The following is a 26,363-nucleotide window of genomic DNA, read 5'->3' as shown; positions in this document are numbered from 1 at the left end:
GGACGTCCTTCCGGTCGGCACTGCCACGGACACACGAGCACCCGCCATGTTCGACGCTGCCCGGCCCGACGCGACAGTGCCTTCCAGGACGGCCGCGGGCGAGCCCCGCCGGGGGCGGCCCTCAGCCGACCACACCTGACGGCCTCGGCCCGGCACAATGCGCGTTCGCCCGACGCTGGAAAACGCCCCGCAGCCCGGCAAGATCAAGCCCGTCCGGCGCTTGAGGACAACCCCGAACCCAGCAAAACCAAGCCCGTCCGACGCTTGGGAACACCCCCGAACCCAGCACAATCATGCCCGTCCGGCGTTTGAGGACGGCCGCCGGCCACCGGCAACCCGCACCCAGGAGCGGCACCGCCCCCCCCATCACCCCGCCCGTGATCACGGCTCCTCGCCGCGCAAGCGGCTCCGCACTCGCTCCGTCACCTCCGCGTACCGCGCCTCGGAGCCGTACCGCGTCGGCTCGTAATACCGCTTCCCGTGCACCTCGTCCGGCGCGTACTGCTGGGCCGCGATCCCGCCCGGCAGGTCGTGCGGATACTGGTAACCCTTGCCGTGGCCCAGCTTCTCGGCGCCCTTGTAGTGGCTGTCGCGCAGATGCGGCGGCACGGGGCCGGCGAGCCCGGCCCGTACGTCCGCGAGGGCCGCGTCGATCGCGAGGTAGGCCGCGTTGGACTTGGGGGCCAGCGCCAGCGCGATCGTGGCCTGGCTGAGGGTGATGCGCGCCTCGGGGAAGCCGATCAGCGCGACGGCCTGGGCGGCGGCGACCGCGGTCTGCAGGGCGGACGGGTCGGCGAGCCCGATGTCCTCGCTCGCCGAGATCATCAGCCGGCGGGCGATGAACCGCGGGTCCTCCCCCGCCTCGATCATCCGCGCAAGGTAGTGCAGCGCCGCGTCCACGTCCGAGCCGCGGATGGACTTGATCAGGGCGCTGGCGACGTCGTAGTGCTGGTCGCCGGCCCGGTCGTACTTCACGGCCGCCCGGTCGACGGACTCCTCCAGGGTCTGAAGGGTGATCTCCTTCTCCCCCTTGGAGATCGCGGACCCGGCCCCGGCTTCCAGAGCCGTGAGCGCGCGGCGGGCGTCGCCGCCCGCGATGCGCAGCAGGTGCGCCTCGGTGTCCTCGGGCAGCGTGACCGCGCCCGCCAGCCCGCGCGCGTCCGTCAGCGCGCGCTTGAGCAGGCCGCGCAGGTCGTCGTCGGTGAGCGGTTCGAGCGTCAGCAGCAGGGAGCGGGAGAGCAGCGGGGAGATCACCGAGAAGTACGGGTTCTCGGTGGTGGCGGCGATCAGCGTCACCCAGCGGTTCTCGACGGCGGGCAGCAGGGAGTCCTGCTGGGCCTTGCTGAAGCGGTGGATCTCGTCGAGGAAGAGGACGGTCTCCTTGCCGTAGCCGCCGGAGGCGCGGCGCGCGCCGTCGATGACGGCCCGCACTTCCTTCACGCCCGCGGTGATCGCGGACAGCTCCACGAAGCGCTTGTTCGTCGCCTGGCTGACCACGTACGCGAGGGTGGTCTTGCCGATGCCGGGCGGGCCCCACAGGAAGACGGAGGACGGGCCGGCGGGTCCGCCGTTGCCCTCACCGACCAGGCGGCGCAGCGGTGAGCCCGGCTTGAGCAGATGCTGCTGGCCGACCACCTCGTCGAGGGTGCGCGGACGCATCCGTACGGCGAGGGGTGACCCGGTCGGGTCCTTCTCCTGGCGGTCTTCGGCAGCGGCGGTGAACAGGTCGGGCTCCACGCTTCAGAGCCTATGCCACCGCACTGACAACGCGGCCGGGGGCCGATCGGTACGGGCACCGATCGGCCCCCGGCCGCGTTCCGCGCCTCAGATCAGGCTGCTCCAGTAGGACCACCACTTGGTGAGGATCAGCAGCGCGATCACGCCGTACCAGAGCACCGGCACCACCCAGTGGAACTCCAGCACGGCCTTCCGCAGGCCCGCCGGCGCGGGGATGATCCCGTGCTTGAGGTTGTGCACGGTGGTGTACCAGAACATCAGGATGGTGACGCACCAGGTCAGCGTGCACCACAGGCACAGCGAGTTGATGACGTACAGCGACTGCGACATCAGCCACATGCAGAACACGGCGCCCGCGAGCGAGCCGACGTTCAGACCGATCCAGTACCAGGCGCGGTAGCGGGCGCCCGCGAGCAGCCCGACGCCGATCCCGATGACCACGCCGAACGCGATGAGGCCGGCGACCGGGTTGGGGAAGCCGAAGACCTCGGCCTGCGGGCTCTGCATCACGCTGCCGCAGGAGACGATCGGGCTCAGGCTGCACGCCGGCTTGAAGTTGGGGTCTTTCAGCAGCTCGATCTTGTCCAAGGTGATCACCCAGGACGCGAGGAGCCCCAGGGCGCTGGTGATCACCAGCAGCCAGGCCAGACCCCGTCCCGAGCCGACCGTGCCGCCGCCGCGACCGGGGTGATCGTCGCCGGTGGACACGTCGTCAAGCGCTGTCGTCGTCATATCGCCGTTCCGTCGGTGCCTTGGGGAGTGAGCGGACGGCGCGTTCCAACTGGCGCGCGCCGGGCCCTCATTCTGCCCCAACCGGACACGCGACCACCGTTCACTGCGCATAAAGGCCCCCTTCCGAGCCACCGCGCGCACAGCGCGGTGGACGCCCGGAAGGGGGCCTCCTACCCGATGACGGGCGCCCCGTACAGGGGCGGCCGGGATCAGCCGAGCCGGCGGCGGACCTCTTCGACGACCCCGTCCAGGGCGACCGGGGTCTGTTCGCCGCTCTCCAGGTCCTTGAGCTGGACGACGCCTTCGGCCAGATCCCGCTCACCGGCGACCACCGCGAGGCGGGCGCCCGAGCGGTTCGCCGACTTCATCGCGTTCTTCAGGCCCTTGCCGCCGTACGCGAAGTCGGTGGCGACACCGGCCCGGCGCAGCTCGGTGACCGTGGCGAACAGCGCCCGCCGGGCCTCCTCGCCGAGCGGCACGGCGAACACCGCCGTGCTCGCGGGCAGCTCCAGCTCGACGCCCTCGGCCTCCAGCGCCAGGACCGTACGGTCCACGCCGAGCGCCCAGCCCACCGACGGCAGCGCGGGGCCGCCGATCATCTCGGACAGGCCGTCGTAGCGCCCGCCGCCGCCGACCGCGGACTGCGAGCCCAGGCCGTCGTGGACGAACTCGAACGTCGTACGGGTGTAGTAGTCCAGGCCGCGTACCAGCTTCGGGTCGTCCTCGTACACGACGCCCGCCGCCGTCAGCAGCTCGCGCACCTGCTCGTGGTACGCCTTGCACGCCTCGCACAGGTGGTCGCGCAGCAGCGGCGCGCCGACGAGCTGCTTCTGCACGTCGGGGCGCTTGTCGTCGAGCACCCGCAGCGGGTTGATCTCGGCGCGGCGCCGGGTGTCCTCGTCCAGGTCGAGCCCGTACAGGAACTCCTGGAGGGCGGTCCGGTAGACGGGACGGCACTCCTTGTCGCCGAGCGAGTTGAGCAGGATGCGGAAGTTCCGCAGGCCCAGCGACCGGTACGCGTCGTTGGCCAGGATGATCAGCTCGGCGTCCAGCGCCGGGTCCTCGGCACCGATGGCTTCGGCGCCGACCTGGGAGAAGTGGCGGTAGCGGCCCTTCTGCGGACGCTCGTAGCGGTAGTACGAGCCGGAGTACCAGAGCTTGACGGGGAGGTTGCCCGCCTTGTGGAGGTTGGCCTCCAGCGCGGCGCGCAGCACGGAGGCGGTGCCTTCGGGGCGCAGCGCGAGCTGGTCGCCGCCCTTCGTCTCGAAGGCGTACATCTCCTTGGTCACGATGTCGGTGGACTCACCGACACCGCGCGCGAACAGCTCGACGTTCTCGAATCCGGGCGTCTCGATGTAGCCGTACCCCGACCGCTTGAGCGGCCCGGAGATGGCCTCGCGCACCGCCAGGAAGGTCGCGGACTGCGGCGGGATCAGGTCGTAGGTGCCCTTGGGGGCCTTGAAGGTGCTCACGGAAGTTCTCGTCACATTCCTCGTCGCGGAGCCGGGCTGTGTGGTGCGCCGCCTCCGAGGCCGGCGGCCACCTCCCGCAGGAACGGGTTGGTGGCGCGCTCGCGGCCGATGGTGGTCTGGGGGCCGTGGCCGGACAGTACGACGGTCTCGTCCTGGAGGGGCAGGCACACCCGCTCCAGCGACCGCAGTATCTCGGCGTGGTCGCCGCCCGGCAGGTCGGTACGTCCGATGGAGCCGGCGAACAGCAGGTCGCCCGAGAAGAAGACCGGCGGAATGTCGGCCTGCTCGGGCATCCGGAAGGTCACCGACCCCTTGGTATGGCCCGGGGCGTGCGCGACCGAGAACTCCATCCCGGCCAGCTCCAGCGTCGCGCCGTCGCCCAGTTCCTTGACGTCGTCCGGCTCCCCCACGGTCAGCTCGCCCATGAGCTGCTGCCCGATGGAGCGGCCGAGGGCCTTCTCCGGGTCGCTCATCATGTAGCGGTCCTCGGGGTGGATCCAGGCGGGCACGTCGTGCGCGCCGCACACCGGGACGACCGAGGCGACGTGGTCGATATGGCCGTGGGTGAGGACGACGGCGACGGGCTTGAGCCGATGCTTCTTCAGTGCTTCCTCGACGCCCTGGGCGGCCTGGTGGCCCGGGTCGATGATCACGCACTCCTCGCCTGCGGCCGGGGCGACCAGGTAACAGTTGGTCCCCCAGGCCCCGGCGGGGAACCCGGCAATGAGCACGTTCGTCCTCAACATTCGACAGCGGCGGACGGATCACCGCGCGGTGATCCGGAAGATTTCGGCTGTTGAAGAGCCTACCGGCGGGACTCCCACCCGGGCGAACCCGTATACGGTACGGCCCACGGCAGACCTCAGCGCACACCTAGGAGACGACCGGTGGTCAGCAGCGATCAGCGGCGGCGGCAGCTCGCCCGTGAGAAGTTCGAGCGCCAGCGGCAGCGGCGGGAAGCGGCCCGGCGCAAGGCCAAGCGCCGCAACGTGATCGTCGCGTCGGCCGTGGCGGTCGCACTGGCCGCGGGCGCGGCCGCGTACGCCTCCGTCGGGCTGACGGGCGACGGCGGTACGGCGGACGCGGCGGCGCCGAGTCCGAGCAAGGCCGCCGACCCGTGCGGCAAGCCGGCCCCGGGCGCGCCGTCCAAGAAGCGCTGGGAGAAGGAGCCGGCGATGTCGCTGGACACTTCGGCGTCGTACGCGATGAAGCTGGAGACGACGTGCGGCGACATCGGCATCAAGCTGGATGCCGCGAAGGCACCGCACACCGTCAACTCGTTCGCTTTCCTGGCGGGCGAGAAGTTCCTCGACCACAGCAAGTGCCACCGTCTGGTCGACCAGAGCCTCTACGTCCTGCAGTGCGGCGACCCGACCGGCACCGGCTCGGGCACCCCCGGCTACACCATCCCGGACGAGAACCTGAAGGACCCGAAGCTCAAGGGCGACGTCTATCCGGCGGGCACGGTCGCGATGGCGAACCGTTACGACGGCAAGAGCGACAAGACCCGTGACAGCGGTGGCAGCCAGTTCTTCCTGGTCTACCAGGACAGCAAGCTGCCGCCGAACTACACGCCCTTCGGAACGGTCACCGAGGGCATGGACGTTCTGAAGAAGATCGCGGCGGCGGGTTCGACGCCCGACCCGGCGACCGGCAACACCGCCCCCAACGCGACGGTGGTGATCAACCGGGCGACGGTCACGAAATCCTGACCCGGGTGCGCCCCCTGGCACGCCGGAGGCGCCGCCGTGGTGTGCGAACCGCGAAATTTCGGTCGTGCTGGATGCGGACAGCCGACCCGCCGGTCGCCTAGATTGGCGTTGTGTAGGGTGCCTGCTCCGACGGCTGCCACCCGCACCCGCAAGACACCCGTCGGACCGGCCGGGGCGCTGCCCCCGCCGGACAGAAACTGTGGACGATGCCGGGGGGCGACGCTCCCGTCGGCATCATGTGGAGGAGGCGCTGTGAGCAGCGACCCATGGGGCCGCGTCGACGAGACGGGGACCGTGTACGTGCGTACCGCCGACGGCGAGCAGGTCGTCGGATCGTGGCAGGCGGGATCCCCCGAAGAGGCCCTCGCCTACTTCGAGCGCAAGTATGAGGGCCTGGTCGTCGAGATCGGCCTCCTCGAACGGCGGGTCAGAACCACCGACCTGTCGGCCAAGGACGCGACGGCCGCGATCGACCACCTGCGGCAGCAGGTCGACGAGCACCACGCGGTGGGTGATCTGGAAGCGCTGCGCAAGCGGCTGGACCAGCTCGTCACCGATGTCGAGGCGCGCCGCGAGGAGCGCAAGGCGCAGAAGGCCCGGCAGAGCGACGAGGCCCGGCAGGCCAAGGAGAAGCTGGTCGCCGAGGCCGAGGAGCTGGCGGCCAGCGAGCAGTGGCGGGCGGCCGGCGAGCGGCTGCGGGCCCTGGTGGACACCTGGAAGGGCCTGCCGCGGCTGGACCGCAAGGCGGACGACGAGCTGTGGCACCGCTTCTCGCACGCCCGCTCGGCGTTCTCCAAGCGGCGCAAGGCGCACTTCGCGTCGCTGGACGCGCAGCGCGAGGAGGCCCGCAAGACCAAGGAGCGGCTGGTCGCCGAGGCCGAGGCGCTGTCCGGCTCGACGGACTGGGGGCCGACCGCGGCCCGCTACCGCGAGCTGATGGCGGACTGGAAGGCCGCGGGCCGCGCCCAGCGCGAGCACGAGGACGACCTGTGGAACCGCTTCCGCGGCGCCCAGGACGTCTTCTTCCAGGCGCGCAGCGAGGTGTTCGCGGAGCGCGACGCCGAGCAGCGGGAGAACCTGACGCGCAAGGAGGAGCTGGTCGCCGAGGCCGAGAAGCTGCTCCCGGTCTCGGACCTGAAGGCGGCGCGGGCCGCGTTCCGTTCGATCAACGAGCGGTGGGAGGCCATCGGGCACGTTCCGCGGGACGCCCGCCCGAAGATCGAGGGCCGGATGCACGCGGTCGAGCGCGCCATCCAGGAGTCCGAGGAGGCCGAGTGGCGCCGGACGAACCCGGAGGCGCGGGCGCGCGCGGCGGGTCTGACGGGGCAGCTGCAGGACGCGGTCGACAAGCTCCAGAAGCAGATCGACGCGGCGCGTGCGGCCGGCAACGACGCCAAGGCGGACAAGCTCGGACGCGAGCTGGAGGGCCGCCAGGCCCTGCTGGACCAGGCCTTGAAGGGCCTTGAGGAGTTCGGCGGCTGAGACGCCGCAGACGAGGGCCCCGGTACGGATCTCCGTACCGGGGCCCTCGTGCGTACGTGGTCGCTACGGCCTGCGGGCCGACGTGACCCGGTACACGTCGTAGACGCCCTCCACGCTCCGTACCGCCTTCAGGACGTGCCCGAGGTGCTTTGGATCGCCCATCTCGAAGGTGAAGCGGGAGGTCGCCACCCGGTCGCGGGAGGTCTGGACGGCCGCGGACAGGATGTTGACGTGCTGGTCGGAGAGGATGCGGGTGACGTCCGACAGCAGCCGGGAGCGGTCCAGCGCCTCGACCTGGATGGCGACCAGGAAGACCGAGGACTGGGTGGGCGCCCACTCGACGTCCAGGATCCGCTCCGGCTGCTTGGACAGCGAGTCGACGTTGACGCAGTCGGCGCGGTGCACCGAGACGCCGTTGCCGCGGGTGACGAAGCCGATGATCGGGTCGCCCGGCACCGGCGTACAGCAGCGGGCCAGCTTCACCCACACGTCGTCGACGCCCTTGACCACCACGCCCGGGTCGGCGCTGGAGCGGCGCTTGGAGCGCGGCCGGATCGGCGTGGACTCGGCGATGTCCTCGGTCGCCTCGTCCTGTCCGCCGAGTGCCTGGACCAGCTTCTGCACGACGCTCTGCGCCGTGACGTGGCCCTCGCCGATGGCGGCGTACAGGGACGAGATGTCCGGGTAGCGCATCTCGTGCGCGAGGGTGACCAGCGAGTCGCCGGTGAGGATCCGCTGGATCGGCAGGTTCTGTTTGCGCATCGCGCGGGCGATGGCGTCCTTGCCCTGCTCGATGGCCTCGTCGCGGCGCTCCTTGGAGAACCAGGCGCGGATCTTGTTGCGGGCGCGTGGCGACTTCACGAAGCCGAGCCAGTCCCGGGAGGGGCCGGCCCCGGGCGCCTTGGAGGTGAAGACCTCCACGAGGTCGCCGTTGTCGAGGGTCGATTCGAGCGGGACGAGCCGCCCGTTGACGCGGGCGCCTATGGTCCGGTGGCCGACCTCGGTGTGCACCGCGTACGCGAAGTCCACGGGAGTGGCACCGGCGGGCAGCGCTATCACGTCACCCTTCGGCGTGAAGACGAAGACCTCGTTGCGGGACAGGTCGAAGCGCAGCGACTCCAGGAACTCACCCGGGTCCTCGGTCTCCTTCTGCCAGTCCAGCAGCTGGCGCAGCCACGCCATGTCGTTGACTGTGTCCTGGCCGTCGGCCTTGTTCTTCGGTACGTCCGTCCGCACCTTGGACGCGCCGGCGACGGCCTCCTGCTTGTACTTCCAGTGCGCGGCGATGCCGTACTCCGCGCGCCGGTGCATGTCGAACGTACGGATCTGCAGCTCGACCGGCTTGCCGCTGGGACCGATGACGGTCGTGTGCAGCGACTGGTACATGTTGAACTTGGGCATCGCGATGTAGTCCTTGAACCGCCCCGGGACCGGGTTCCACCGGGCGTGGACGGTGCCGAGCGCCGCGTAGCAGTCGCGGACGGTGTCGACGAGGACGCGGATGCCCACCAGGTCGTAGATCTCGGCGAAGTCGCGGCCCCGCACGATCATCTTCTGGTAGACGCTGTAGTAGTGCTTGGGCCGCCCGGTGACGGTGGCCTTGATGCGCGCCGCGCGCAGGTCGGCCTGGACCTCGTCGGTCACTATGGCCAGGTACTCGTCCCGCTTGGGGGCGCGCTCGGCGACGAGCCGCACGATCTCGTCGTACATCTTGGGGTAGAGGATCGCGAAGGCGAGGTCCTCCAGTTCCCACTTGATGGTGTTCATGCCCAGGCGGTGCGCCAGCGGAGCGTAGATCTCCAGCGTCTCGCGGGCCTTCTTCTCCTGCTTCTCGCGCTTGAGGTAGCGCATGGTGCGCATGTTGTGCAGCCGGTCGGCCAGCTTGATGACCAGGACCCGCGGGTCCTTGGCCATCGCGACGACCATCTTGCGCACGGTCTCGGCCTGCGCGGCCTCGCCGAACTTGACCTTGTCCAGCTTGGTGACGCCGTCCACCAGCAGCGCGACCTGGTCTCCGAAGTCGCGGCGCAGGGTGTCCAGGCCGTACTCGGTGTCCTCGACGGTGTCGTGCAGCAGGCCCGCCATCAGGGTGGCCGGGTCCATGCCCAGCTCGGCGAGGATCGTGGTGACCGCGAGGGGGTGGGTGATGTACGGGTCGCCGCTCTTGCGCTTCTGGCCGCGGTGCCAGCGCTCGGCGACCTGGTAGGCGCGTTCGACCTGCCGCAGGGTGGCGGTCTCGGTCTTCGGGTCGTTGCTGCGCACGATGCGCAGCAGCGGTTCGAGGACCGGGTTGTACGGGCTCTGCCGCTGCACGCCCAGGCGCGCCAGGCGGGCCCGTACCCGGTTGGAGGAACCGGTACGGCCGGTGTAGACGGGCGGCGTGGGCTTGGCGGCCGGTACGGGGGACGCGGCGGGCCGGACGGCGGGCGGCTGGGACTTGGGCACGCCGGTGCCCTCGCTCTTGTCGTGCGCACCCGAGGCAGCGCCGGGGCCGGGCTGGTCCGGGTGGGCGGACTGCGGCGCCCCCGGGCGGAGTCCGGGAGAAAGCGGCTGGGCCTCGTCTGGCAAGAGCACTCCTCAAAGGGGGTCCGGACCACAAGACCACGAACGGGTCGGGCTGCCATGGTATCGACCTCGGCGCTCCGGCTCTTCCGCGGCCGCCGGGTCCGTACATGACAGCAAAAGGGCATCCGGCTTTGTTCCGGATGCCCTTTTGCTTACTTTTTGCGGAATATCGTGCGTACGAGTGCGGTGCGAGCACCGCCGCCGTACGCCCCGCAGGCCCGTCAGACCGTGATCAGCGACTCCAGCGGAGCGCCCTTCAGGCCCGGCTCCAGCCGCTGCCGCCCGGCCAGGAAGCCCAGCTCCATCAGCACCGCGACACCCGCGACCTCGGCCCCGGCGCGCCGGATGAGCTCCAGCGACGCCTCGGCCGTACCGCCGGTGGCCAGCACGTCGTCGATCACCAGCACCCGGTCGCCGGGTGCGACGGCGTCCGCGTGTATCTCGATCTCGGCCGCGCCGTACTCCAGGTCGTACGCCTGGCGGAGCGTCGCACCGGGCAGCTTGCCCGCCTTGCGTACGGGGACGAAGCCGATGCCGGCCCGTACGGCCACCGGGGCGGCCAGGATGAACCCGCGCGCCTCCAGACCCACGACCTTGTCGGCCCCGAACCGCTCGCACAGGGCCACGAACGCGTCGGTCAGCGCGCCGAAGGCGGCCGGGTCCGCCAGCAGCGGCGTGATGTCCTTGAACACCACGCCCGGCTTCGGGTAGTCCGGCACGTCCGCGATCCGGCTGAGCAGCAGCTCCCGCAGGCCGTCGGGGGCGCTCATCGGCGCTTGCCCGACGGACGGCCGCGGCCGCGGTTGCGGGACGCGGGCTGGCTGCGCCGGCCGGCCATGCTGCCGGCCGCGGCCGGGTCCTCGTCGTCCGCCGCGTCCTGCGGCGCGATCTCGTCCCCGGCGTCCTGCCCGGCACCCTGCTCCGCCGGTCCCTCGGCCTTGGCGGCGGCCGCGGCACGCTTCGCGCGCACCCGCTTGGCCAGCGCCTTCATCTCCGGGTCGCGCTCCTTGAAGTCGGCGACCAGCGGGGTCGCGATGAAGATCGAGGAGTACGCGCCGGCCGCGAGACCGACGAACAGGGCGAGCGAGATGTCGTTGAGCATCCCGGCGCCGAGCACACCGCCACCGACGAAGAGCAGACCGGCGACCGGCAGCAGCGCCACGACCGTGGTGTTGATGGAACGCACCAGGGTCGAGTTGATGCTGCGGTTGGCCAGCTCGCTGTAGGTGAAGCGGGTCTGCTTCCCGATGTCCTTCGAGGTCTCCTTGAGGCTGTCGAAGACCACGACGGTGTCGTAGAGGGAGTAACCGAGGATCGTCAGCAGACCGATGACGGTGCCCGGGGTGACCTCGAAGCCGACCAGCGCGTACACGCCGACCGTGATGGTGAGGTCGTGGATCAGGGCGATCAGGGCCGCCAACGCCATCCGCCACTCGAAGGCGATGGCGAGGTAGATCACCACCAGGATCATGAAGATCCCCAGGCCCAGCCAGGCCTTGTTGGCGATCTCCTCACCCCAGCTGGGGCCGACGAGCTGGGTGTTGATGTCCTTGACCGGGACGTTCAGGTCCTTGGCCAGGGCTTCCTGCACGGGCAGCGACTGCTGGGTGTCCAGCTCGCTGATCTGGATGCGCAGACCGCCGTTGCCGAGCTTCTGGACGGTGGCCTGGTGGCCCTCCGCCGCGGCCTCGGCCCGGTGCTCCGCCTCCGTGGCGGAGACGCTGGTCTTCGGAGTGGTGAAGACCGCGCCGCCGGAGAACTCGATGCCCATGTTCAGGCCGCGCACCGCCAGGCCGACGATGGCCGTGATGGTGATCAGGATCGAGATGCCGTACCAGATCTTCCGCTTGCCGATGAAGTCGTAACCGACCTCACCGCGGTAGAGCCGGGCGCCGATGTTTCCGAGCTTCGACATCTCACGCCTCCTTCGTCTCGATGGGGGCGGTGGTGCGACGGCGGCGCAGCGGCGGCTTGGCGCCCAGGCGCTTGGGGTCCAGACCGGACCACGGGTGGCCGTTGGCGAAGAACTTCCGCCGGGCCAGCAGCGTCATCAGCGGCTTGGTGAAGAGGAAGACCACGACGACGTCCAGCAGGGTGGTCAGGCCCAGCGTGAACGCGAAGCCCTTGACCTTGCCGACGGTGACGATGAACAGCACGAACGCGGCCAGGAACGACACGAAGTCGGAGACCAGGATCGTGCGCCGGGCCCGCGGCCAGCCGCGTTCGACGGCCGGGCGCAGCGTGCGGCCCTCGCGGATCTCGTCCCGGATGCGCTCGAAGTAGACGATGAAGGAGTCGGCGGTGATGCCGATGGCGACGATGGCGCCGCAGACGGCCGGCAGGTTCAGCGCGAAGCCGATGGCCGGGCCCAGCAGCGTCATGATGGCGTACGTGAGGATCGCGGAGACCGCGAGGCTGGCCAGCGCGACCAGCGCCAGGCCCCGGTAGTACGCGACCAGGTAGACGACGACCAGCGCGAGGCCGATGGCGCCCGCGATCAGGCCCGCCTGGAGCTGCTCGCCACCGAGCGCCGCGGTGACCGTGGTCTCGTCGGCGATCTTGAAGGAGAGCGGCAGGGCGCCGTAGGACAGCATGTTCGCCAGGTCCTCGGCGGTCTGCTGGGTGAAGCCGCCGGAGATGGTGGCGCTGCCGCCGTTGAGCTGCTGGCTGACGCGCGGGTCGGAGACGACCGCGCCGTCCAGCACGATGGCGAACTGGTTCTGCGGCTGGGTCTTGGCGGCCAGCTTGCCGGTGATGTCGGCGAACTTCTTGCCGCCGGCGCCGGTGAAGTCCATCTGGACGATCCAGCCCTGGCCCTGCTGGCTGTCGAAGACCGCGGAGGCGTCCTTGACGTCGGTGCCCTCGACGCCGACCGGGCCCAGCACGTACTTCTGCGAACCGTCGTCCTTGCACGCCACGACCGGGTCGCTCGGCTTGGTGCCGGCGGCCTTCTCGCCGGCCTCGGCACGCGACTGCTTGGTGGAGCAGTCCAGGTCGGCCAGCTGCTTCTGCAGGGCGGCCGGGATCTCGTCGGCGCCGGTGGACGGCTGCGGCGTGCCGCTGGGCTTGGGCGTGCTGCTGCCGGAGGCCTTCGGCGGGTCGGACGGGCCCTTCTTGAGCGCGCTGGTCACGGCGCGGCCCTGGGTCGTGGAGCTGGGCGTCGGCTTGGCGGAGGACTTGTCGTCCTTCTTGCCGTCGTCCTTGCCGTCCTTCTTGCCGTCGTCGCCCTTGCCGCTCGCGGAGGGGGACGGGCTCGGGCTCGTGGGCGGCGTCTTCGTACCGGCGGTGGTGGTCAGCACCGGCCGGAAGCCGAGCTGAGCGGTGGTACCGACCTGCTGACGGGCCTGCTTCGCGTCCGTCCCCTTGGGGATGTTGACGACGATGTGGTTGGTGCCCTGGGTCTGGACCTCGGCCTCGGACACACCGAGACCGTTGACCCGCCGCTCCATGATGCCCGCGGCGGTGTTCATGTTGGTCTCGTTGATCGCGTTGGGCTTGCCGGGCTGGTTACGGGCCTCCAGCGTGAAGCTCGTACCGCCGGCGAGGTCGATGCCCAGCCGGGGCGTCGAGGTCCCCGAGATGAACATCCCGCCGACCAGCGCCACCATGGCGATCATGATCAGGACCAGGGTGCGCCCCGGCCTTCCCTGGCCCCCAGGAGACCTGCGGCCCTTTTTCGGTGCTGCCACCTTCTCGTATCTCCCTGTCCAACCGCCCGGCTCGGTGCCTGCCGAGCGGCCACGAAGTGTAGTGGGGACGTGCCCCCGCCGGAGCCTAGACCGTCCCGGAACCGCGGTGCACCGCTCGAAGGGTGCTCCGCGGTTCCGTCGGGGCGTGGCTACTTCGCGTCGGCGCCGCCGTCCTTCTTGTCGGCCTGGTCGGCCTTGTCGGCCTGGGCACCGCTCTTGGCGCCGTCGGCGGCCTCGGCAGCGCTCGCGTCGTCGGCCTTGGCGGCGTCCTTCGCGTCGGCGGCGGGCTCGGCCTTGGCGAGGTCGGCCTTCGGCGACTTGTCCAGGTTCGCGGGCTTGTCACCGGTGTCGGCCTGGCCGTCCGCGGCCGGGGCGCCCTCGGTCAGCGAGGAGGCGTCGTCCGGGACGACCGCGTCGGTCTTGCCCTCGGCGCCGTCGAGGATGCGGTTGTACTCCTCGTCCGCGAGGACCGCGCCGACCGCGTTCTTGGCGTAGAGAGCGTGCACGCCGGGGGCGACCTCAAGGAGGACGGTGTCGTCGTGGATCTCCTTGACGGTGGCGTACATGCCCCCAATCGTCCGGATGCCGGTGCCGGGCTGCATCTCGTCGCGCATCTGCGCCGCCTGCTGCTGCTTCTTCTTGGCGGAGCGGGTCATCAGGAACATGGCCCCGATGAGGACGATGAAGGGGAGGAGAGTCACGATACTCACGGGACGGAAATCCTTCGCACGACCGCACGTCCGCGGTCTGATATACGGGGGTGGATATGCCGGACCATACGGTCGGCATCGGCGGAGTCTAAGCGAGTCCGCACCGGTGGAACAACGCCCAGCATGGCACCGCAGTTCCTGACCCGGCGAGTCCCCGCGCCGTCACGTCCCGAACAGCCCCTGCTGTCCGCTTCCCCCTGCTTGCTGCTGGGGCGGTGTCAGCCCCAGGTGCGTCCAGGCGGCGGGGGTGGCGATCCGGCCACGGGGGGTACGGGCGAGCAGCCCCTCGCGTACGAGGAACGGCTCGGCGACCTCCTCGACCGTCTCACGTTCCTCCCCCACGGCCACCGCCAGGGTGGACAGGCCCACCGGGCCGCCGCCGAACAGCTTGAGCAGCGCGGTGAGGACCGCGCGGTCCAGGCGGTCCAGGCCGCGGCCGTCGACCTCGTACACGTCCAGGGCCTGGGCGGCGGTCTCCCGGGTGATCACCCCGTCCGCCTTGACCTGCGCGTAGTCGCGGACGCGGCGCAGCAGGCGGTTGGCGATGCGCGGGGTGCCGCGGGAGCGCCCGGCGATCTCCGCGGCACCCTCGGCCTCTATGTGCACGTCGAGCAGACCGGCGGAGCGGTGGATGACGCGCTCCAGTTCACCGGGGGCGTAGAACTCCATGTGGCCGGTGAAGCCGAAGCGGTCGCGCAGCGGCGGGGGCAGCAGGCCGGCCCGGGTGGTGGCGCCGACCAGGGTGAAGGGCGGCAGCTCCAGGGGGATGGCGGTGGCTCCGGGGCCCTTGCCGACGATCACGTCGACGCGGAAGTCCTCCATGGCCATGTAGAGCATCTCCTCGGCGGGCCGGGACATCCGGTGGATCTCGTCGAGGAAGAGCACCTCGCCCTCCTGGAGGGAGGACAGGATCGCGGCCAGGTCGCCGGCGTGCTGGATGGCGGGGCCCGAGGTGATGCGGATCGGGGCGCCCATCTCGGCGGCGATGATCATGGAGAGGGTGGTCTTGCCGAGGCCGGGGGCGCCGGAGAGCAGGACGTGGTCGGCGGTGGCACCGCGGGCGCGGGCCGCGCGCAGCACCAGGTCGAGCTGCTCGCGCACCCGCTCCTGGCCGACGAACTCCTCCAGGTCCTTGGGGCGCAGGGCGGCCTCGACCGCGGTGTCCTCGCCGTCCGCGTCGGCCCCCACCAGCCGGTCGGGCCCCTCGGCCGTACCGCCCTGGAGCGGGCCGGCGGCGGTCTCGGTGGGCTCGTCCCAGTTCACTGCGTCCTGCCTCACGTGGTCGTACCGGCCCGGCGGGCCGGCTTCGCGTCGCGCTTCTTACGGGGGTGGGCGATCGTACGGGCCCGCGCCGCCCGGCCGCCCCGCACCGGGCTCACCGGGCCCGGTTCAACGTCTGGAGGGCGGCCTTGAGCAGCTGCGACACCTGCGGCGTGCCGCCCTCGGCGACGGCCGCCTCGGCCTGCGGCGCGACGGCGGACACCGCCTCTTCGGCCTCCCGGGTGGCGTACCCGAGGCCGATCAGCGCGGCGTGCAGCTGGTCGCTCCAGCCTGCCGTCACGGCGCTGCCGACGCCCCCGCCGCCGGTGCCGACCGGGGCACCGAGCCGGTCCTTCAGCTCCAGCAGCAGCTTCTGGGCGCCCTTCTTGCCGATGCCGGGCACGGCCGTCAGCGTCTTCTCGTCGCCGTTGGCGACGGCGAGGCGCAGCGTGTCCGGGGAGTGCACCGCGAGCATGGCCTGCGCCAGCCGCGGTCCCACCCCGCTGGCGGTCTGCAGCAGCTCGAACGTCTGCCGCTCGTCGTCGTCGGCGAAGCCGTACAGGGTGAGCGAGTCCTCCCGTACGACGAGGGAGGTGGCCAGCTTGGCCTGCTGGCCGACGCGCAGCCCGGACAGGGTGCCGGGGGTGCACTGCACGGCCATGCCGATGCCGCCGACCTCCACGACGGCGGTGTCCGGGGCCAGGGCCGCGACCGGGCCGGAGACGAAGGCGATCATCGGGTGCCCTTCTGGGGTGCCTCGGAGCGCGGTCCGAGAGCGCGTGCGGGGGTACGTCGGCCGGCGGCGGGCGCCGGGCGGGCGCGGACGGCGGCCTGCGCCTGCTGGAGGCGGTTGGCGGCATGGGCCTGTTGGAGGCGATTGACGGCGGGGGCGCGCCAGATGTGGCAGATGGCCAGCGCCAGCGCGTCCGCCGCGTCGGCCGGCTTGGGCGGGGCGTCCAACCGCAGCAGCCGGGTGACCATGGCTCCGACCTGCGCCTTGTCGGCGCGGCCCGATCCGGTCACGGCGGCCTTGACCTCGCTGGGGGTGTGCAACGCGACGGGCAGGCCGCGGCGCGCCGCGCACAGCATGGCGACCGCGCTGGCCTGGGCGGTGCCCATGACCGTACGGACGTTGTGCTGGCTGAAGACGCGCTCGACGGCGACGCAGTCGGGCCGCTGCTCGTCGAGCCACGCGTCGATGCCGCGCTCGATGAGCACCAGGCGGTGCGCGACGTCCGCGTCGGCCGGTGTCCGTACGACGCCGACGGCGGCCATCGTGAGCGGGCGGCCCGCGACGCCGTCGACCACGCCGACACCGCAGCGCGTCAGCCCCGGGTCCACCCCCAGCACCTTCATCGCCACCCCCACTGCTCCCCTCGGCCGAACCGTACGCGCGGGCCTCGACCCGCTGATCAGCACAGTATCCGCTGCCACTGACAACGCAGGACGGGCCGGCGGGGTGTGTTCCCCGCCGGCCCGTCACCGCGCAACCGACCGTCCGTCAGGCGTCGACCTTCGCCATGACCTCGTCGGACACGTCGAAGTTGGCGAAGACGTTCTGCACGTCGTCGCTGTCCTCCAGCGCGTCGATCAGCTTGAAGATCTTGCGGGCGCCCTCTTCCTCCAGCTCGACCTGCATGGTCGGCACGAAGTTGGTGTCCGCCGAGTCGTAGTCGATGCCCTCCTTCTGGAGAGCGGTACGGACCGCGACCAGGTCGGTGGCCTCGCTGAGCACCTCGAAGGACTCACCGAGGTCGTTGACCTCCTCGGCGCCCGCGTCCAGGACCGCGCCGAGCACGTCGTCCTCGGTCAGCTCGCCCTTGGGGACGATCACCACGCCCTTGCGGTTGAACAGGTAGGAGACCGAGCCCGGGTCGGCCATCGAGCCGCCGTTGCGGGTCATGGCGACACGGACGTCGGAGGCGGCGCGGTTGCGGTTGTCGGTGAGGCACTCGATGAGCACCGCGACACCGTTGGGGCCGTAACCCTCGTACATGATCGTCTCATAGTCGGCGCCGCCGGCTTCGAGACCCGCGCCGCGCTTGACCGCGGAGTCGATGTTCTTGTTCGGCACCGAGCTCTTCTTCGCCTTCTGGATGGCGTCGAAGAGGGTCGGGTTGCCATCGGGGTCGGCGCCGCCGGTGCGGGCCGCGACCTCGATGTTCTTGATCAGCTTCGCGAAGAGCTTGCCGCGCTTGGCGTCGATCACGGCCTTCTTGTGCTTCGTCGTAGCCCATTTAGAGTGGCCGGACATCCGCCTGTCTCCTTCGCGTAACCAGGTTGAGAAACGAACGTCACAGATCCTACCGGGACGGGATCGGGCCGCCGCACACACGGCGCCCGACCCTCGGCGGACCCCTACGCGCCGGCGCGCACCATGTCCACGAAGTACGCGTGCACCCGGTGGTCGCCGGTGAGTTCCGGATGGAAGGACGTGGCAAGGACGTTACCCTGCCGGACCGCCACCGTGTGTCCGTCGTACGTCGCCAGTACCTCGGCGGCGGCCCCCGTCGACTCCACCCAGGGCGCCCGGATGAAGACACCCTCGACCGGCCCGCCCGCCACGCCGGCCATCTCGACGGCCGCCTCGAAGGACTCGTTCTGCCGCCCGAAGGCGTTACGGCGCACGATCATGTCGATGCCGCCCAGGGTCTCCTGGTCCGCGCGCCCGTCCAGCAGCTTGTCGGCCAGCATGATCATGCCCGCGCAGGTGCCGTAGACCGGCTTCCCGGAGCGTACAAACGCCCGCAGCGGCTCCAGCATCCCGAAGACGACCGCCAGCTTCGACATGGTCGTGGACTCGCCACCCGGTATGACCAGGCCGTCCACCCCGTCCAGCTCCTCGGGCCGGCGCACCGGCCGGGCCAGGGCGTCCGCCGTGGCCAGCGCCGTCAGATGCTCGCGCACATCGCCCTGAAGGGCCAGCACGCCGATGGTGGGGTTACTCATCGCTCTCCCGCTCGCCGTTCCCTGCTCACCAACCGCGGTTGGCGTAGCGCTCCGCCTCGGGGAGGGTGTCGCAGTTGATGCCGACCATGGCCTCGCCCAGGTTGCGGGAGACGTCCGCGACGACCTTCGGGTCGTCGTAGAAGGTGGTGGCCTTGACGATGGCGGCGGCGCGCTTGGCCGGGTCGCCGGACTTGAAGATGCCGGAGCCCACGAAGACGCCCTCGGCACCGAGCTGGCGCATCAGCGCCGCGTCGGCCGGGGTGGCCACACCGCCGGCGGAGAACAGCACGACCGGCAGCTTGCCCAGCTCCGCGACCTCCTTGACCAGCTCGTAAGGCGCACGCAGCTCCTTCGCGGCGGCGAACAGCTCGTTGTTGTCACAGCCGCGCAGCTTGGCGATCTCACCCTTGATCTGACGCAGGTGGCGCACCGCCTCGACGACGTTGCCGGTGCCGGCCTCGCCCTTGGAGCGGATCATGGCCGCGCCCTCGGCGATCCGGCGCAGCGCCTCGCCCAGATTGGTGGCGCCGCATACGAACGGCGTGGTGAAGGCCCACTTGTCGGAGTGGTTGACCTCGTCGGCCGGGGTGAGGACCTCGGACTCGTCGATGTAGTCGACGCCGAGCGACTGCAGGACCTGCGCCTCCACGAAGTGACCGATACGGGACTTGGCCATCACGGGGATGGACACCGCCTCGATGATCCCGTCGATCATGTCCGGGTCGGACATCCGGGCCACGCCGCCGTCCTTGCGGATGTCCGCGGGCACCCGCTCCAGGGCCATCACCGCGACCGCGCCGGCGTCCTCGGCGATCTTCGCTTCCTCCGGCGTGACGACGTCCATGATCACGCCGCCCTTGAGCTGCTCGGCCATGCCGCGCTTGACGCGGGCGGTTCCGGTCTCGGGAGCGGTGGCGGACGTGGCGTTCGGCGTGCTGGACACGGTATGACCTCACTCAGTGCGGGTGGATGGACTCCGCCGCCCACACAACCGTTTGCCCCGGCCCCCTGAAAAGGGCCAATCACCAGGCAGTGGCTCGTCCGGGCCTCAGCGCCCGGCGGCACGGTCGCCGAGCACGGCCGGCGGCTCGTCGTCCATCTCGAACGCCATCGGGAACGGCGCGTGCCCCGCGAGACGGAACCAGCGCACCACCCGGTGGCGGCGTACGGCCCGGGCCGCCCGTACGGAATCATTGTGGAAGCGCCGCGCCATCGGCACCCGGCGCACCGCCGCCGTCAGCTCGGTGACCGTCTGCTCCCCCCCGGGCGCCTCCCGTACGGCGGCGAGCTGCCCCTCGTCGTCGAACACCGCACGCAACGCCTGGCTCAGGCCGCTCTCGGCCACCTCCCGCTGCTCCTCCGCGGCCTGCCGCGCCTCGTGCGCCACCTCGTAGAGCACGATCGAGGCGGCCGGGTCGAGAATGCCGGACGTCCCCAGCTCCTGCGCCACCGAGGCCCGCCGCAACAGCTGCGCGTCCAGCGCCGCGCGGGCCGCGTCGATACGCGCGTGCAAACGGTCCAGCCGCCCCGCGGTCCAGCTCAGATAGACACCCACGACGACGAGAACCGCCGCGATCCAGATGAAAGTGGTCACACCGCGTCACAGTACCGGTCCGCGGGGATCAGGCTGTGCGTCTGTTCGGTGGGCGGTTTTCGGCTTTCCCGCCGTGGGGGGGCGGGGTTCCTGTTGTCCTCAATCGCCGGACGGGCTTGTGGGGGCGCCGGCCTGGTGTGAGGGTGTGGGGGCCTTGTGGGGGTGCGCCGTGTGCGCGATGGGTCCGGTGGGTGGGGGCTCGGGGCCACACAGGGGTCACTCCTCGGCACCGTGTACGTCGCCCGGGGCGTGAAGTGAACCCGGGCTCCCGGCTGACCTGCGGGGAGACCCCTGTATGTCCCCGAGCCCGCGCCGTCGGGCGGGTCTCCCGCCATCGTGGCCAAAAATTCCGCAACCTCACTCGCGCGCAGCGCGAAGGGCGACTTTCCCTCGCGCGCAGCGCGAGGGAGACGGGCACGCACCCGGGCCGCCTTACGAGGCTCACGTGACGCGCAATGACGTCCCTACCGCCACGTGAGCCTCACCATGTGGTCAGGGCACACCAGGGTGATCGACCCCCTCCCCCCTGCTGTCCCGGCCTCGCCGAACGGCCTGAGGGGGTGCGTAGGGGGCCATCCCCGCAGGTCAGCCGGGAGCCCGGGTTCACCTCACGCCCCGGGCGACGTACACGGTGCCGAGGAGTTGGCCCCCTGCGCGCCCCCGCCCCCAAACCAACCCATGCGAGCCGCGCGACAGCGCAAACCCTCGCGCGAAGCGCGAGGAGGCGGGCCGGCATCCAGGCCGCGATTGAGGGCTCACGTGCAGTGGGGCCACGTCCCCGCCCCGGCGTGAGCCTCACCATGTGGTCAGGGCACACCAGGGTGATCGACCCCCTCCCCCCAGCTGTCCCGGCCTCGCCAAACCGGCCTGAGGGGGCGTGTAGGGGGCCATCCCCGCAGGTCAGCCGGGAGCCCGGGTTCACCTCACGCCCCGGGTGACGTACACGGTGCCGAGGAGATGGCCCCCTGCGCGCCCCCGCCCCAAACGAAACCAATGCGAGCCGCGCGACAGCGCAAACCTCGCGCGCAGCGCGAGACCAGGTCCACAGCCACCCGCCGCGACAGCGGCCCGTCAGGACCGAGCCACCCCCCACCTCCCCCGCAACCCCACCCGCTCATCCGTAGCCACCATCGCCGCCCCCGCAGTAACCGTCTCGTACACGGCAAGAATGTCCGCCCCGACCGTCGACCAGTCGAACTGCCGCACGTGCCGGCTCCCCCGTTCCCGCAGCTCGGCCAGCCGCTCCGGATCGCCGAGAAGCCGGACGGCCGCGGCGGCGAGCGCCCCCGCGTCCTCGTTGGCGAACAGCTCTCCCGCCTCGCCCTGCCCCAGCACCTGCGCGAACGCGTCCAGGTCGCTGGCGAGCACCGGCGCCCCCGCGGACATCGCCTCGACGAGGATGATCCCGAACGACTCGCCACCGGTGTTGGGCGCGACGTACAGGTCCACGCTGCGCAGCAGCCGCGCCTTGTCCTCGTCGCTGACCATGCCCAGGAACTCCACCCGCGAGCGGAGCTCGGCGGGCAGCCCCGCCACCGCTTCCTCCTCGTCACCGCGGCCCGCGACCAGCAGCCGCGCGTCGGGGACCGCGGCGAGGATCTCCGGGAGCGCCCGCATCAGGACGGGCAGGCCCTTGCGGGGCTCGTCGATCCGGCCGATGAAGCCGATCGTGCGGCCCTGCCACTCCTCCCGCGGCGCGGCCCCGGCGAAGAAGTCCACGTCGACGCCGTTGGGGATGACCACCGCGTCCCCGCCGAGGTGTTCGACCAGGGTGCGCCGGGCGTACTCGCTCACCGCGATCCGCGCGCTGATCTTCTCCAGCGCGGGCTGCAGGATCGGGTACGCCGCGATCATGACGCGGGAGCGCGGGTTGGAGGTGTGGAAGGTCGCCACGATCGGGCCCTGCGCCGCCCAGCAGGCGAGCAGTCCGACCGACGGGGTGCCGGGTTCGTGGATGTGGATGACGTCGAAGGCGCCGTCGTGCAGCCAGCGGCGGACGCGGGCGGCGGACAGGAAGCCGAAGTTGAGCCGGGCAACCGAACCGTTGTACGGCACGGGCACGGCACGTCCGGCGGAGACGACGTACGGCGGCAGTGGTGTCCCGTCGTCCGCCGGGGCGAGTACGGACACCTCGTGCCCGAGCCGGATCAGGTGCTCGGCCAGGTCCCGCACATGGAACTGGACGCCACCGGGGACGTCCCACGCATACGGACAGACAATCCCGATTCTCAAGACCGCTCCGTCTCCCCTGCGCCGGCAGACGCGCCATCACGGACCGCCCCGGCCCCCGACGCCCCCGTCTCCAGATCCCCGAGCCACAACCGCTGCAACATGTGCCAGTCCTCCGGATGATCAGCGATGCCGGAGGCGAACGCATCGGCCATCCCCTGCGTCATCGCGGCAGCCTTCTCGGCACGCGTACCGGTCTGCGGCACCTCGATCTCCGGATGGACCCGCCCCCGCATGACGGAGCTCTCGTCGTACCACAACGTGACCGGCAACAGCATCGCCCCGGTCTGCACCGCGAGCATCGCGGGCCCGGCCGGCATCTTCGCGGCCTCGCCGAAGAATTTCACCTCGATGCCGGAGGCGGACAGGTCCCGGTCGGCGACCAGGCAGACCAGGCCGCCGGCCCGCAGCCGCCGGGCGAGGATGCCGAACGCGGCGCCCCCGGTGTGCGGCAGCACCTCCATGCCCAGCCCCTCGCGGTAGGCGACGAACCGGTCGTAGAGCGACTCGGGCTTGAGGCGTTCGGCGACGGTGGTGAAGGGCACGCCCAGCTTGGTGGTGACCCAGGCGCCCGCGAGGTCGTAGTTGCCCATGTGCGGCAGCGCGAGGATCACGCCGCGGCCGCTCTTCAGGCCGTCCACCAAGTGGTGCACGTCCGCCGGCGCGAAGCCGCCCCTTATCCGCTCCTTGCTCCAGGCGGGCAGCCGGAAGGACTCCATCCAGTAGCGCACGTAGGAGCGCATCCCGGCCCGGGACAGCTGGGCGAGCCGCTGCGGCGTGGCGTCCGGCACCACCCGCGCGAGGTTCGCCTCCAGCCGCAGCACGCCCTTGCCGCGCCGCTTCCAGACCGCGTCGGCGATCCGCCGGCCGAGCACTTTCGCGGCCGGCTCGGGCAGTCTCTTGACCGCGCTCCAGCCGAAGGCGTACGCCCCGTCGGTCAGCTGTTCGCGGTCGATGATCGTGCGGGTACGGTCGGCGACCGTACGCGTCATGCGCTTCACGCGCTGTTCCCCCCTTGTGCGACGGCATCGGCTTCGGCGGACTCCCGGCGTACGGTCACCACGCGCTGGGCGAGGGTGACCGCGCTGCCGACGGCCACCACCCACAGGGCGACCGGCAGCAGGTACTGCACGCCCGGCACCCCGAAGGCGTGCAGCCCGGCGAGGCCGGCGGCGACCAGGGTGATGACGAGCCGCTCGGCCCGTTCGACCAGTCCGTTGACGTTCACCGGCAGCCCGATGCTCTCGCCCCTGGCCTTGGTGTACGAGACCACCTGCCCGCTGGCCAGGCAGAAGATCGCCACCGCGCAGAGCCACAGGCTGTCGCCGGCCCCCGCGTACCAGAGCGCCAGCCCGCCGAAGATCGCGGAGTCGGCGACCCGGTCGAGGGTGGAGTCGAGGAAGGCCCCCCAGCGGCTGGACCGGCCCAGCTGCCGGGCCATGTTGCCGTCCACCAGGTCCGAGAAGACGAACAGCGTGATGACGATCGTGCCCCAGAAGAACTCGCCGAGCGGGAAGAAGACCAGGGCGCCCGCCACCACACCCCCCGTGCCGACGAGGGTGACCGCGTCCGGGCTGACCCCGAGGCGGATGAGCAGGGCGGCGAATGGCGTGAGGACACGCGTGAAGAATGCACGCGCGTACGTGTTCAGCATGGCCTTCCCGGAGGTCGATACGGGCCGCGCGGTCAATGGGGCCACCGGCTGGCCCATCGTAGCCAGGCGGCACCCGCGTACCGCGAACGCACCACGGCCCGGGACACGACCCGTGACCGGCCAAGACGTCGGCGCCGCAGCCGGCGCGCCGGCGCGGGGCCCGCGCACCGGCGCGTACCGCAAGATCCCTGATCGTCCCTTGTGCGATGTATGGACGCACCATGACCAGGGTGGAAAGCTCGAACCACCGCAAAGTGTCGACCGGGAGGCGAGACACATGGGCGAGAAGACGAGGACACATCCGGGAGCCGCCGGCAGGGCGACATCGGCCGACCAGCCCACGTCCCTGAGGAATGTGGTGCTGGTCGGCCACAGTGGTGCGGGGAAGACGACGCTGGTGGAGGCGCTCGCGCTGGCGACCGGGGCGGTCAACCGGGCCGGCCGGGTCGAGGACGGCGGCTGTCTGTCGGACTACGACGAGATCGAACACCGGCAGCAGCGTTCGGTGCAGCTGTCCCTGGTCCCCGTCGACTGGGGCGGGATCAAGATCAATGTGTTGGACACACCCGGGTACGCCGACTTCGTCGGAGAGCTGAGGGCCGGTCTGCGGGCAGCGGACGCGGCCCTCTTCGTCGTTTCGGCCGCGGACGGTGTGGACGGCGCGACGCGCATGGTCTGGGACGAGTGCGCCGCCGTCCGGATGCCGCGCGCCCTGGTCATCACCCACCTGGAGGCCGCGCGCTCCGACTTCGACCAGATGACGCGGCTGTGCGGCACCGCCCTGGCCGGCGACGACCCCGACGCCGTACTCCCCCTGTACCTGCCGCTGTACGGCCGGGCCGGCGCCGACGGCCACGCGCCCGTGCACGGCCTGATCGGCCTGCTCACCCAGCGGGTCTTCGACTATTCCTCCGGCGAACGCGTCGAGCGCGCGCCGGAGCCCGACGAGCTGCCGCTGATCGAGGAAGCCCGTAACCGGCTCATCGAGGGCATCATCGCCGAGAGCGAGGACGAGTCCCTGATGGACCGCTACCTCGCCGGCGAGGACATCGACGTGAAAACGCTCATCGGTGACCTGGAGACGGCGGTCGCCCGCGGCACCTTCCACCCCGTGCTGGCCGCGGCTCCGGCCGCCGAGGGGGCCAGGCAGGGGCTGGGCACGGTCGAGCTGCTGGACCTGATCGCCCGTGGCTTCCCCACCCCCGCCGAGCGCGAGGCCCCCGCGGTCACCACCCCCGACGGCAAGCCGCGGCCCGCGCTGACCTGCGACCCGGCGGGCCCGCTGGTCGCGGAGGTGGTCAAGACCTCCTCCGACCCGTATGTCGGCCGGCTCTCGCTGGTCCGGGTCTTCTCCGGCACCCTGCGTCCCGACGAGACGGTGCATGTGTCCGGGCACGGCCTGGAGGACCGCGGCCACGAGGACCACGACGTGGACGAGCGGATCGGCGCGCTGTCCGCCCCGTTCGGCAAGGCGCAGCGCTCACTGACCAAGGCGATCGCCGGCGATCTGGCCTGTGTGGCGAAGCTGACCCGCGCCGAGACCGGTGACACCCTCTCCGACAAGGACGCGCCGCTCCTGATGGAGCCGTGGTCCATGCCGGATCCGCTGCTGCCGGTCGCCATCCAGGCGCACAGCAAGGCGGACGAGGACAAGCTGTCCCAGGGCCTGTCCCGCCTGGTCGCCGAGGATCCGACGATGCGCCTGGAGCACAACCAGGGCACCCACCAGGTGGTGCTGTGGTGCCTGGGTGAGGCACATGTCGACGTGGCGCTGGAGCGGCTGCGGTCGCGGTACGGCGTGCAGGTGGACACCGTGCCGTACAAGGTCTCGCTGCGGGAGACGTTCGGCGGGAAGGCGGCGGGCCGCGGACGGCACGTGAAGCAGTCCGGCGGGCACGGCCAGTACGCGATCTGCGAGATCGAGGTGGAGCCGCTGCCCGGTGGCAGCGGCATCGAGTTCGTGGACAAGGTCGTGGGCGGCGCGGTGCCCCGGCAGTTCATCCCGTCCGTCGAGAAGGGCGTACGGGCGCAGGCGGCGCGTGGCGTCGCGGCCGGGTATCCGCTGGTCGACGTCCGGGTCACGCTGCTGGACGGCAAGGCCCACTCGGTGGACTCCTCCGACGCCGCGTTCCAGACGGCGGGCGCCCTGGCGCTGCGCGAGGCCGCGGGCGACGCCCGTATCCATCTGCTGGAGCCGGTGGCCGAGGTGACCGTACTGGTTCCGGACGATTTCGTGGGCGCGGTGATGAGCGACCTGTCCGGGCGGCGCGGGCGGGTGGTGGGTACCGAGCAGGCCGGGCACGGCCGCACCCTGGTGCGGGCGGAGGTGCCGGAGATCGAGATCAGCCGGTACGCCGTGGACCTGCGCTCCCTCTCGCACGGCACCGGGCGCTTCCACCGCTCCTACACGCGGCACGAGCCGATGCCACCGCAGCTCGCCGCGAAACTCCGCGAACAGGAGGAGAACGGCTCCTGATCCGCCGGCCGTCGCCGGCCGTCCACCTCGGCATCTTCGGGGTGGACGGCGGCGGTACGCTGTGATCGCAGCTCAGAAGGTGTGCGACGGACGGTAGTTGGG

General features: G+C 71.3%; 22 protein-coding genes. 3 read left to right on the top strand and 19 right to left on the bottom strand.

The features are described from left to right. Positions 1 to 381 precede the first annotated feature (381 nt). From AB0L45_RS21445 to AB0L45_RS21430, 4 genes are all read right to left on the bottom strand, one after another. Entirely contained in the window at positions 382 to 1,737 is a 1,356-nt protein-coding gene (locus tag AB0L45_RS21445) for a replication-associated recombination protein A (protein ID WP_365842143.1), read from the bottom strand. Positions 1,738 to 1,824: 87 nt separating this feature from the next. After that, the gene (locus tag AB0L45_RS21440; RefSeq protein ID WP_365842141.1) at positions 1,825 to 2,469 is read right to left on the bottom strand and encodes a vitamin K epoxide reductase family protein; all 645 of its coding nucleotides are present in this window, start codon (positions 2,467 to 2,469) and stop codon (positions 1,825 to 1,827) included. Between the two features lie 209 nt (positions 2,470 to 2,678). Then, entirely contained in the window at positions 2,679 to 3,941 is a 1,263-nt protein-coding gene (hisS, locus tag AB0L45_RS21435; protein ID WP_365842139.1) for a histidine--tRNA ligase, read from the bottom strand. A gap of 11 nt (positions 3,942 to 3,952) precedes the next feature. Next, complete coding sequence (locus tag AB0L45_RS21430; RefSeq protein ID WP_365842137.1) at positions 3,953 to 4,672, bottom strand: MBL fold metallo-hydrolase; 720 nt, start codon at positions 4,670 to 4,672, stop codon at positions 3,953 to 3,955. A 156-nt stretch (positions 4,673 to 4,828) separates the two neighbouring features. Here AB0L45_RS21430 and AB0L45_RS21425 point away from each other — a divergent pair, with 156 nt between their 5' ends. Together AB0L45_RS21425 and AB0L45_RS21420 are read left to right on the top strand one after the other, a co-directional pair. Beyond that, positions 4,829 to 5,653 (top strand): peptidylprolyl isomerase, encoded by an 825-nt coding sequence (locus tag AB0L45_RS21425; protein WP_365842135.1) that lies wholly within the window; start codon positions 4,829 to 4,831, stop codon positions 5,651 to 5,653. A 252-nt stretch (positions 5,654 to 5,905) separates the two neighbouring features. Next, complete coding sequence (locus tag AB0L45_RS21420) at positions 5,906 to 7,135, top strand: DUF349 domain-containing protein (RefSeq protein ID WP_365842133.1); 1,230 nt, start codon at positions 5,906 to 5,908, stop codon at positions 7,133 to 7,135. A 63-nt stretch (positions 7,136 to 7,198) separates the two neighbouring features. Here the strand turns inward: AB0L45_RS21420 and AB0L45_RS21415 are convergent, their stop codons facing one another. The 15 genes from AB0L45_RS21415 to pgsA all read right to left on the bottom strand — a co-directional run bounded on the left by AB0L45_RS21415 (position 7,199) and on the right by pgsA (position 23,785). Beyond that, positions 7,199 to 9,703 (bottom strand): RelA/SpoT family protein, encoded by a 2,505-nt coding sequence (locus AB0L45_RS21415; RefSeq protein WP_365842131.1) that lies wholly within the window; start codon positions 9,701 to 9,703, stop codon positions 7,199 to 7,201. A gap of 218 nt (positions 9,704 to 9,921) precedes the next feature. After that, positions 9,922 to 10,470 (bottom strand): adenine phosphoribosyltransferase, encoded by a 549-nt coding sequence (locus tag AB0L45_RS21410; protein ID WP_365842130.1) that lies wholly within the window; start codon positions 10,468 to 10,470, stop codon positions 9,922 to 9,924. Further along, entirely contained in the window at positions 10,467 to 11,615 is a 1,149-nt protein-coding gene (gene secF / locus AB0L45_RS21405) for a protein translocase subunit SecF (protein WP_365842128.1), read from the bottom strand. The genes AB0L45_RS21410 and secF overlap by 4 nt, the downstream gene beginning before the upstream one ends. Before the next feature lies 1 nt (position 11,616). After that, complete coding sequence (gene secD / locus AB0L45_RS21400; protein ID WP_365842126.1) at positions 11,617 to 13,389, bottom strand: protein translocase subunit SecD; 1,773 nt, start codon at positions 13,387 to 13,389, stop codon at positions 11,617 to 11,619. Positions 13,390 to 13,538: 149 nt separating this feature from the next. Beyond that, a complete protein-coding gene (gene yajC, locus AB0L45_RS21395) occupies positions 13,539 to 14,099 on the bottom strand; it encodes a preprotein translocase subunit YajC (RefSeq protein WP_365842124.1) in 561 nt (186 codons plus the stop codon). A 162-nt stretch (positions 14,100 to 14,261) separates the two neighbouring features. Further along, positions 14,262 to 15,290, bottom strand: coding sequence for a Holliday junction branch migration DNA helicase RuvB (gene ruvB, locus AB0L45_RS21390; protein WP_365842240.1), 1,029 nt, complete (start codon positions 15,288 to 15,290; stop codon positions 14,262 to 14,264). A gap of 184 nt (positions 15,291 to 15,474) precedes the next feature. Continuing rightward, positions 15,475 to 16,095, bottom strand: a complete 621-nt coding sequence (gene ruvA / locus AB0L45_RS21385; RefSeq protein ID WP_365842122.1) for a Holliday junction branch migration protein RuvA — start codon at positions 16,093 to 16,095, stop codon at positions 15,475 to 15,477. Beyond that, positions 16,092 to 16,715, bottom strand: coding sequence for a crossover junction endodeoxyribonuclease RuvC (gene ruvC, locus AB0L45_RS21380; protein WP_365842238.1), 624 nt, complete (start codon positions 16,713 to 16,715; stop codon positions 16,092 to 16,094). The genes ruvA and ruvC overlap by 4 nt, the downstream gene beginning before the upstream one ends. A 145-nt stretch (positions 16,716 to 16,860) precedes the next feature. Further along, positions 16,861 to 17,613 (bottom strand): YebC/PmpR family DNA-binding transcriptional regulator, encoded by a 753-nt coding sequence (locus AB0L45_RS21375; RefSeq protein ID WP_365842120.1) that lies wholly within the window; start codon positions 17,611 to 17,613, stop codon positions 16,861 to 16,863. A 104-nt stretch (positions 17,614 to 17,717) separates the two neighbouring features. Further along, positions 17,718 to 18,308, bottom strand: a complete 591-nt coding sequence (gene pdxT / locus AB0L45_RS21370; RefSeq protein ID WP_365842118.1) for a pyridoxal 5'-phosphate synthase glutaminase subunit PdxT — start codon at positions 18,306 to 18,308, stop codon at positions 17,718 to 17,720. Positions 18,309 to 18,333: 25 nt separating this feature from the next. Further along, positions 18,334 to 19,251: a pyridoxal 5'-phosphate synthase lyase subunit PdxS gene (gene pdxS, locus AB0L45_RS21365; protein WP_365842116.1), complete on the bottom strand. Its 918-nt coding sequence runs from the start codon at positions 19,249 to 19,251 to the stop codon at positions 18,334 to 18,336. Positions 19,252 to 19,356: 105 nt separating this feature from the next. Beyond that, positions 19,357 to 19,902, bottom strand: a complete 546-nt coding sequence (locus AB0L45_RS21360; protein WP_365842114.1) for a hypothetical protein — start codon at positions 19,900 to 19,902, stop codon at positions 19,357 to 19,359. A 1,071-nt stretch (positions 19,903 to 20,973) separates the two neighbouring features. Beyond that, entirely contained in the window at positions 20,974 to 22,134 is a 1,161-nt protein-coding gene (locus tag AB0L45_RS21355) for a glycosyltransferase family 4 protein (protein WP_365842113.1), read from the bottom strand. Then, positions 22,131 to 23,123, bottom strand: a complete 993-nt coding sequence (locus AB0L45_RS21350) for a phosphatidylinositol mannoside acyltransferase (RefSeq protein WP_365842236.1) — start codon at positions 23,121 to 23,123, stop codon at positions 22,131 to 22,133. Before AB0L45_RS21350 ends, AB0L45_RS21355 begins: the two co-directional genes overlap by 4 nt. 5 nt (positions 23,124 to 23,128) lie before the next feature. Beyond that, on the bottom strand, positions 23,129 to 23,785 hold the full coding sequence (pgsA, locus tag AB0L45_RS21345) for a phosphatidylinositol phosphate synthase (protein ID WP_030024195.1): 657 nt from the start codon (positions 23,783 to 23,785) through the stop codon (positions 23,129 to 23,131). 277 nt (positions 23,786 to 24,062) lie between these two features. Between pgsA and AB0L45_RS21340 the strand changes: the two genes are divergently transcribed. After that, the gene (locus AB0L45_RS21340) at positions 24,063 to 26,261 is read left to right on the top strand and encodes an elongation factor G-like protein EF-G2 (protein ID WP_365842111.1); all 2,199 of its coding nucleotides are present in this window, start codon (positions 24,063 to 24,065) and stop codon (positions 26,259 to 26,261) included. Positions 26,262 to 26,363 lie beyond the last annotated feature (102 nt).

Source organism: Streptomyces sp. NPDC052496 (assembly GCF_040679095.1).
Classification (GTDB): Bacteria; Actinomycetota; Actinomycetes; order Streptomycetales; family Streptomycetaceae; genus Streptomyces.
This window is presented reverse-complemented; position numbering and strand designations above follow the sequence as displayed.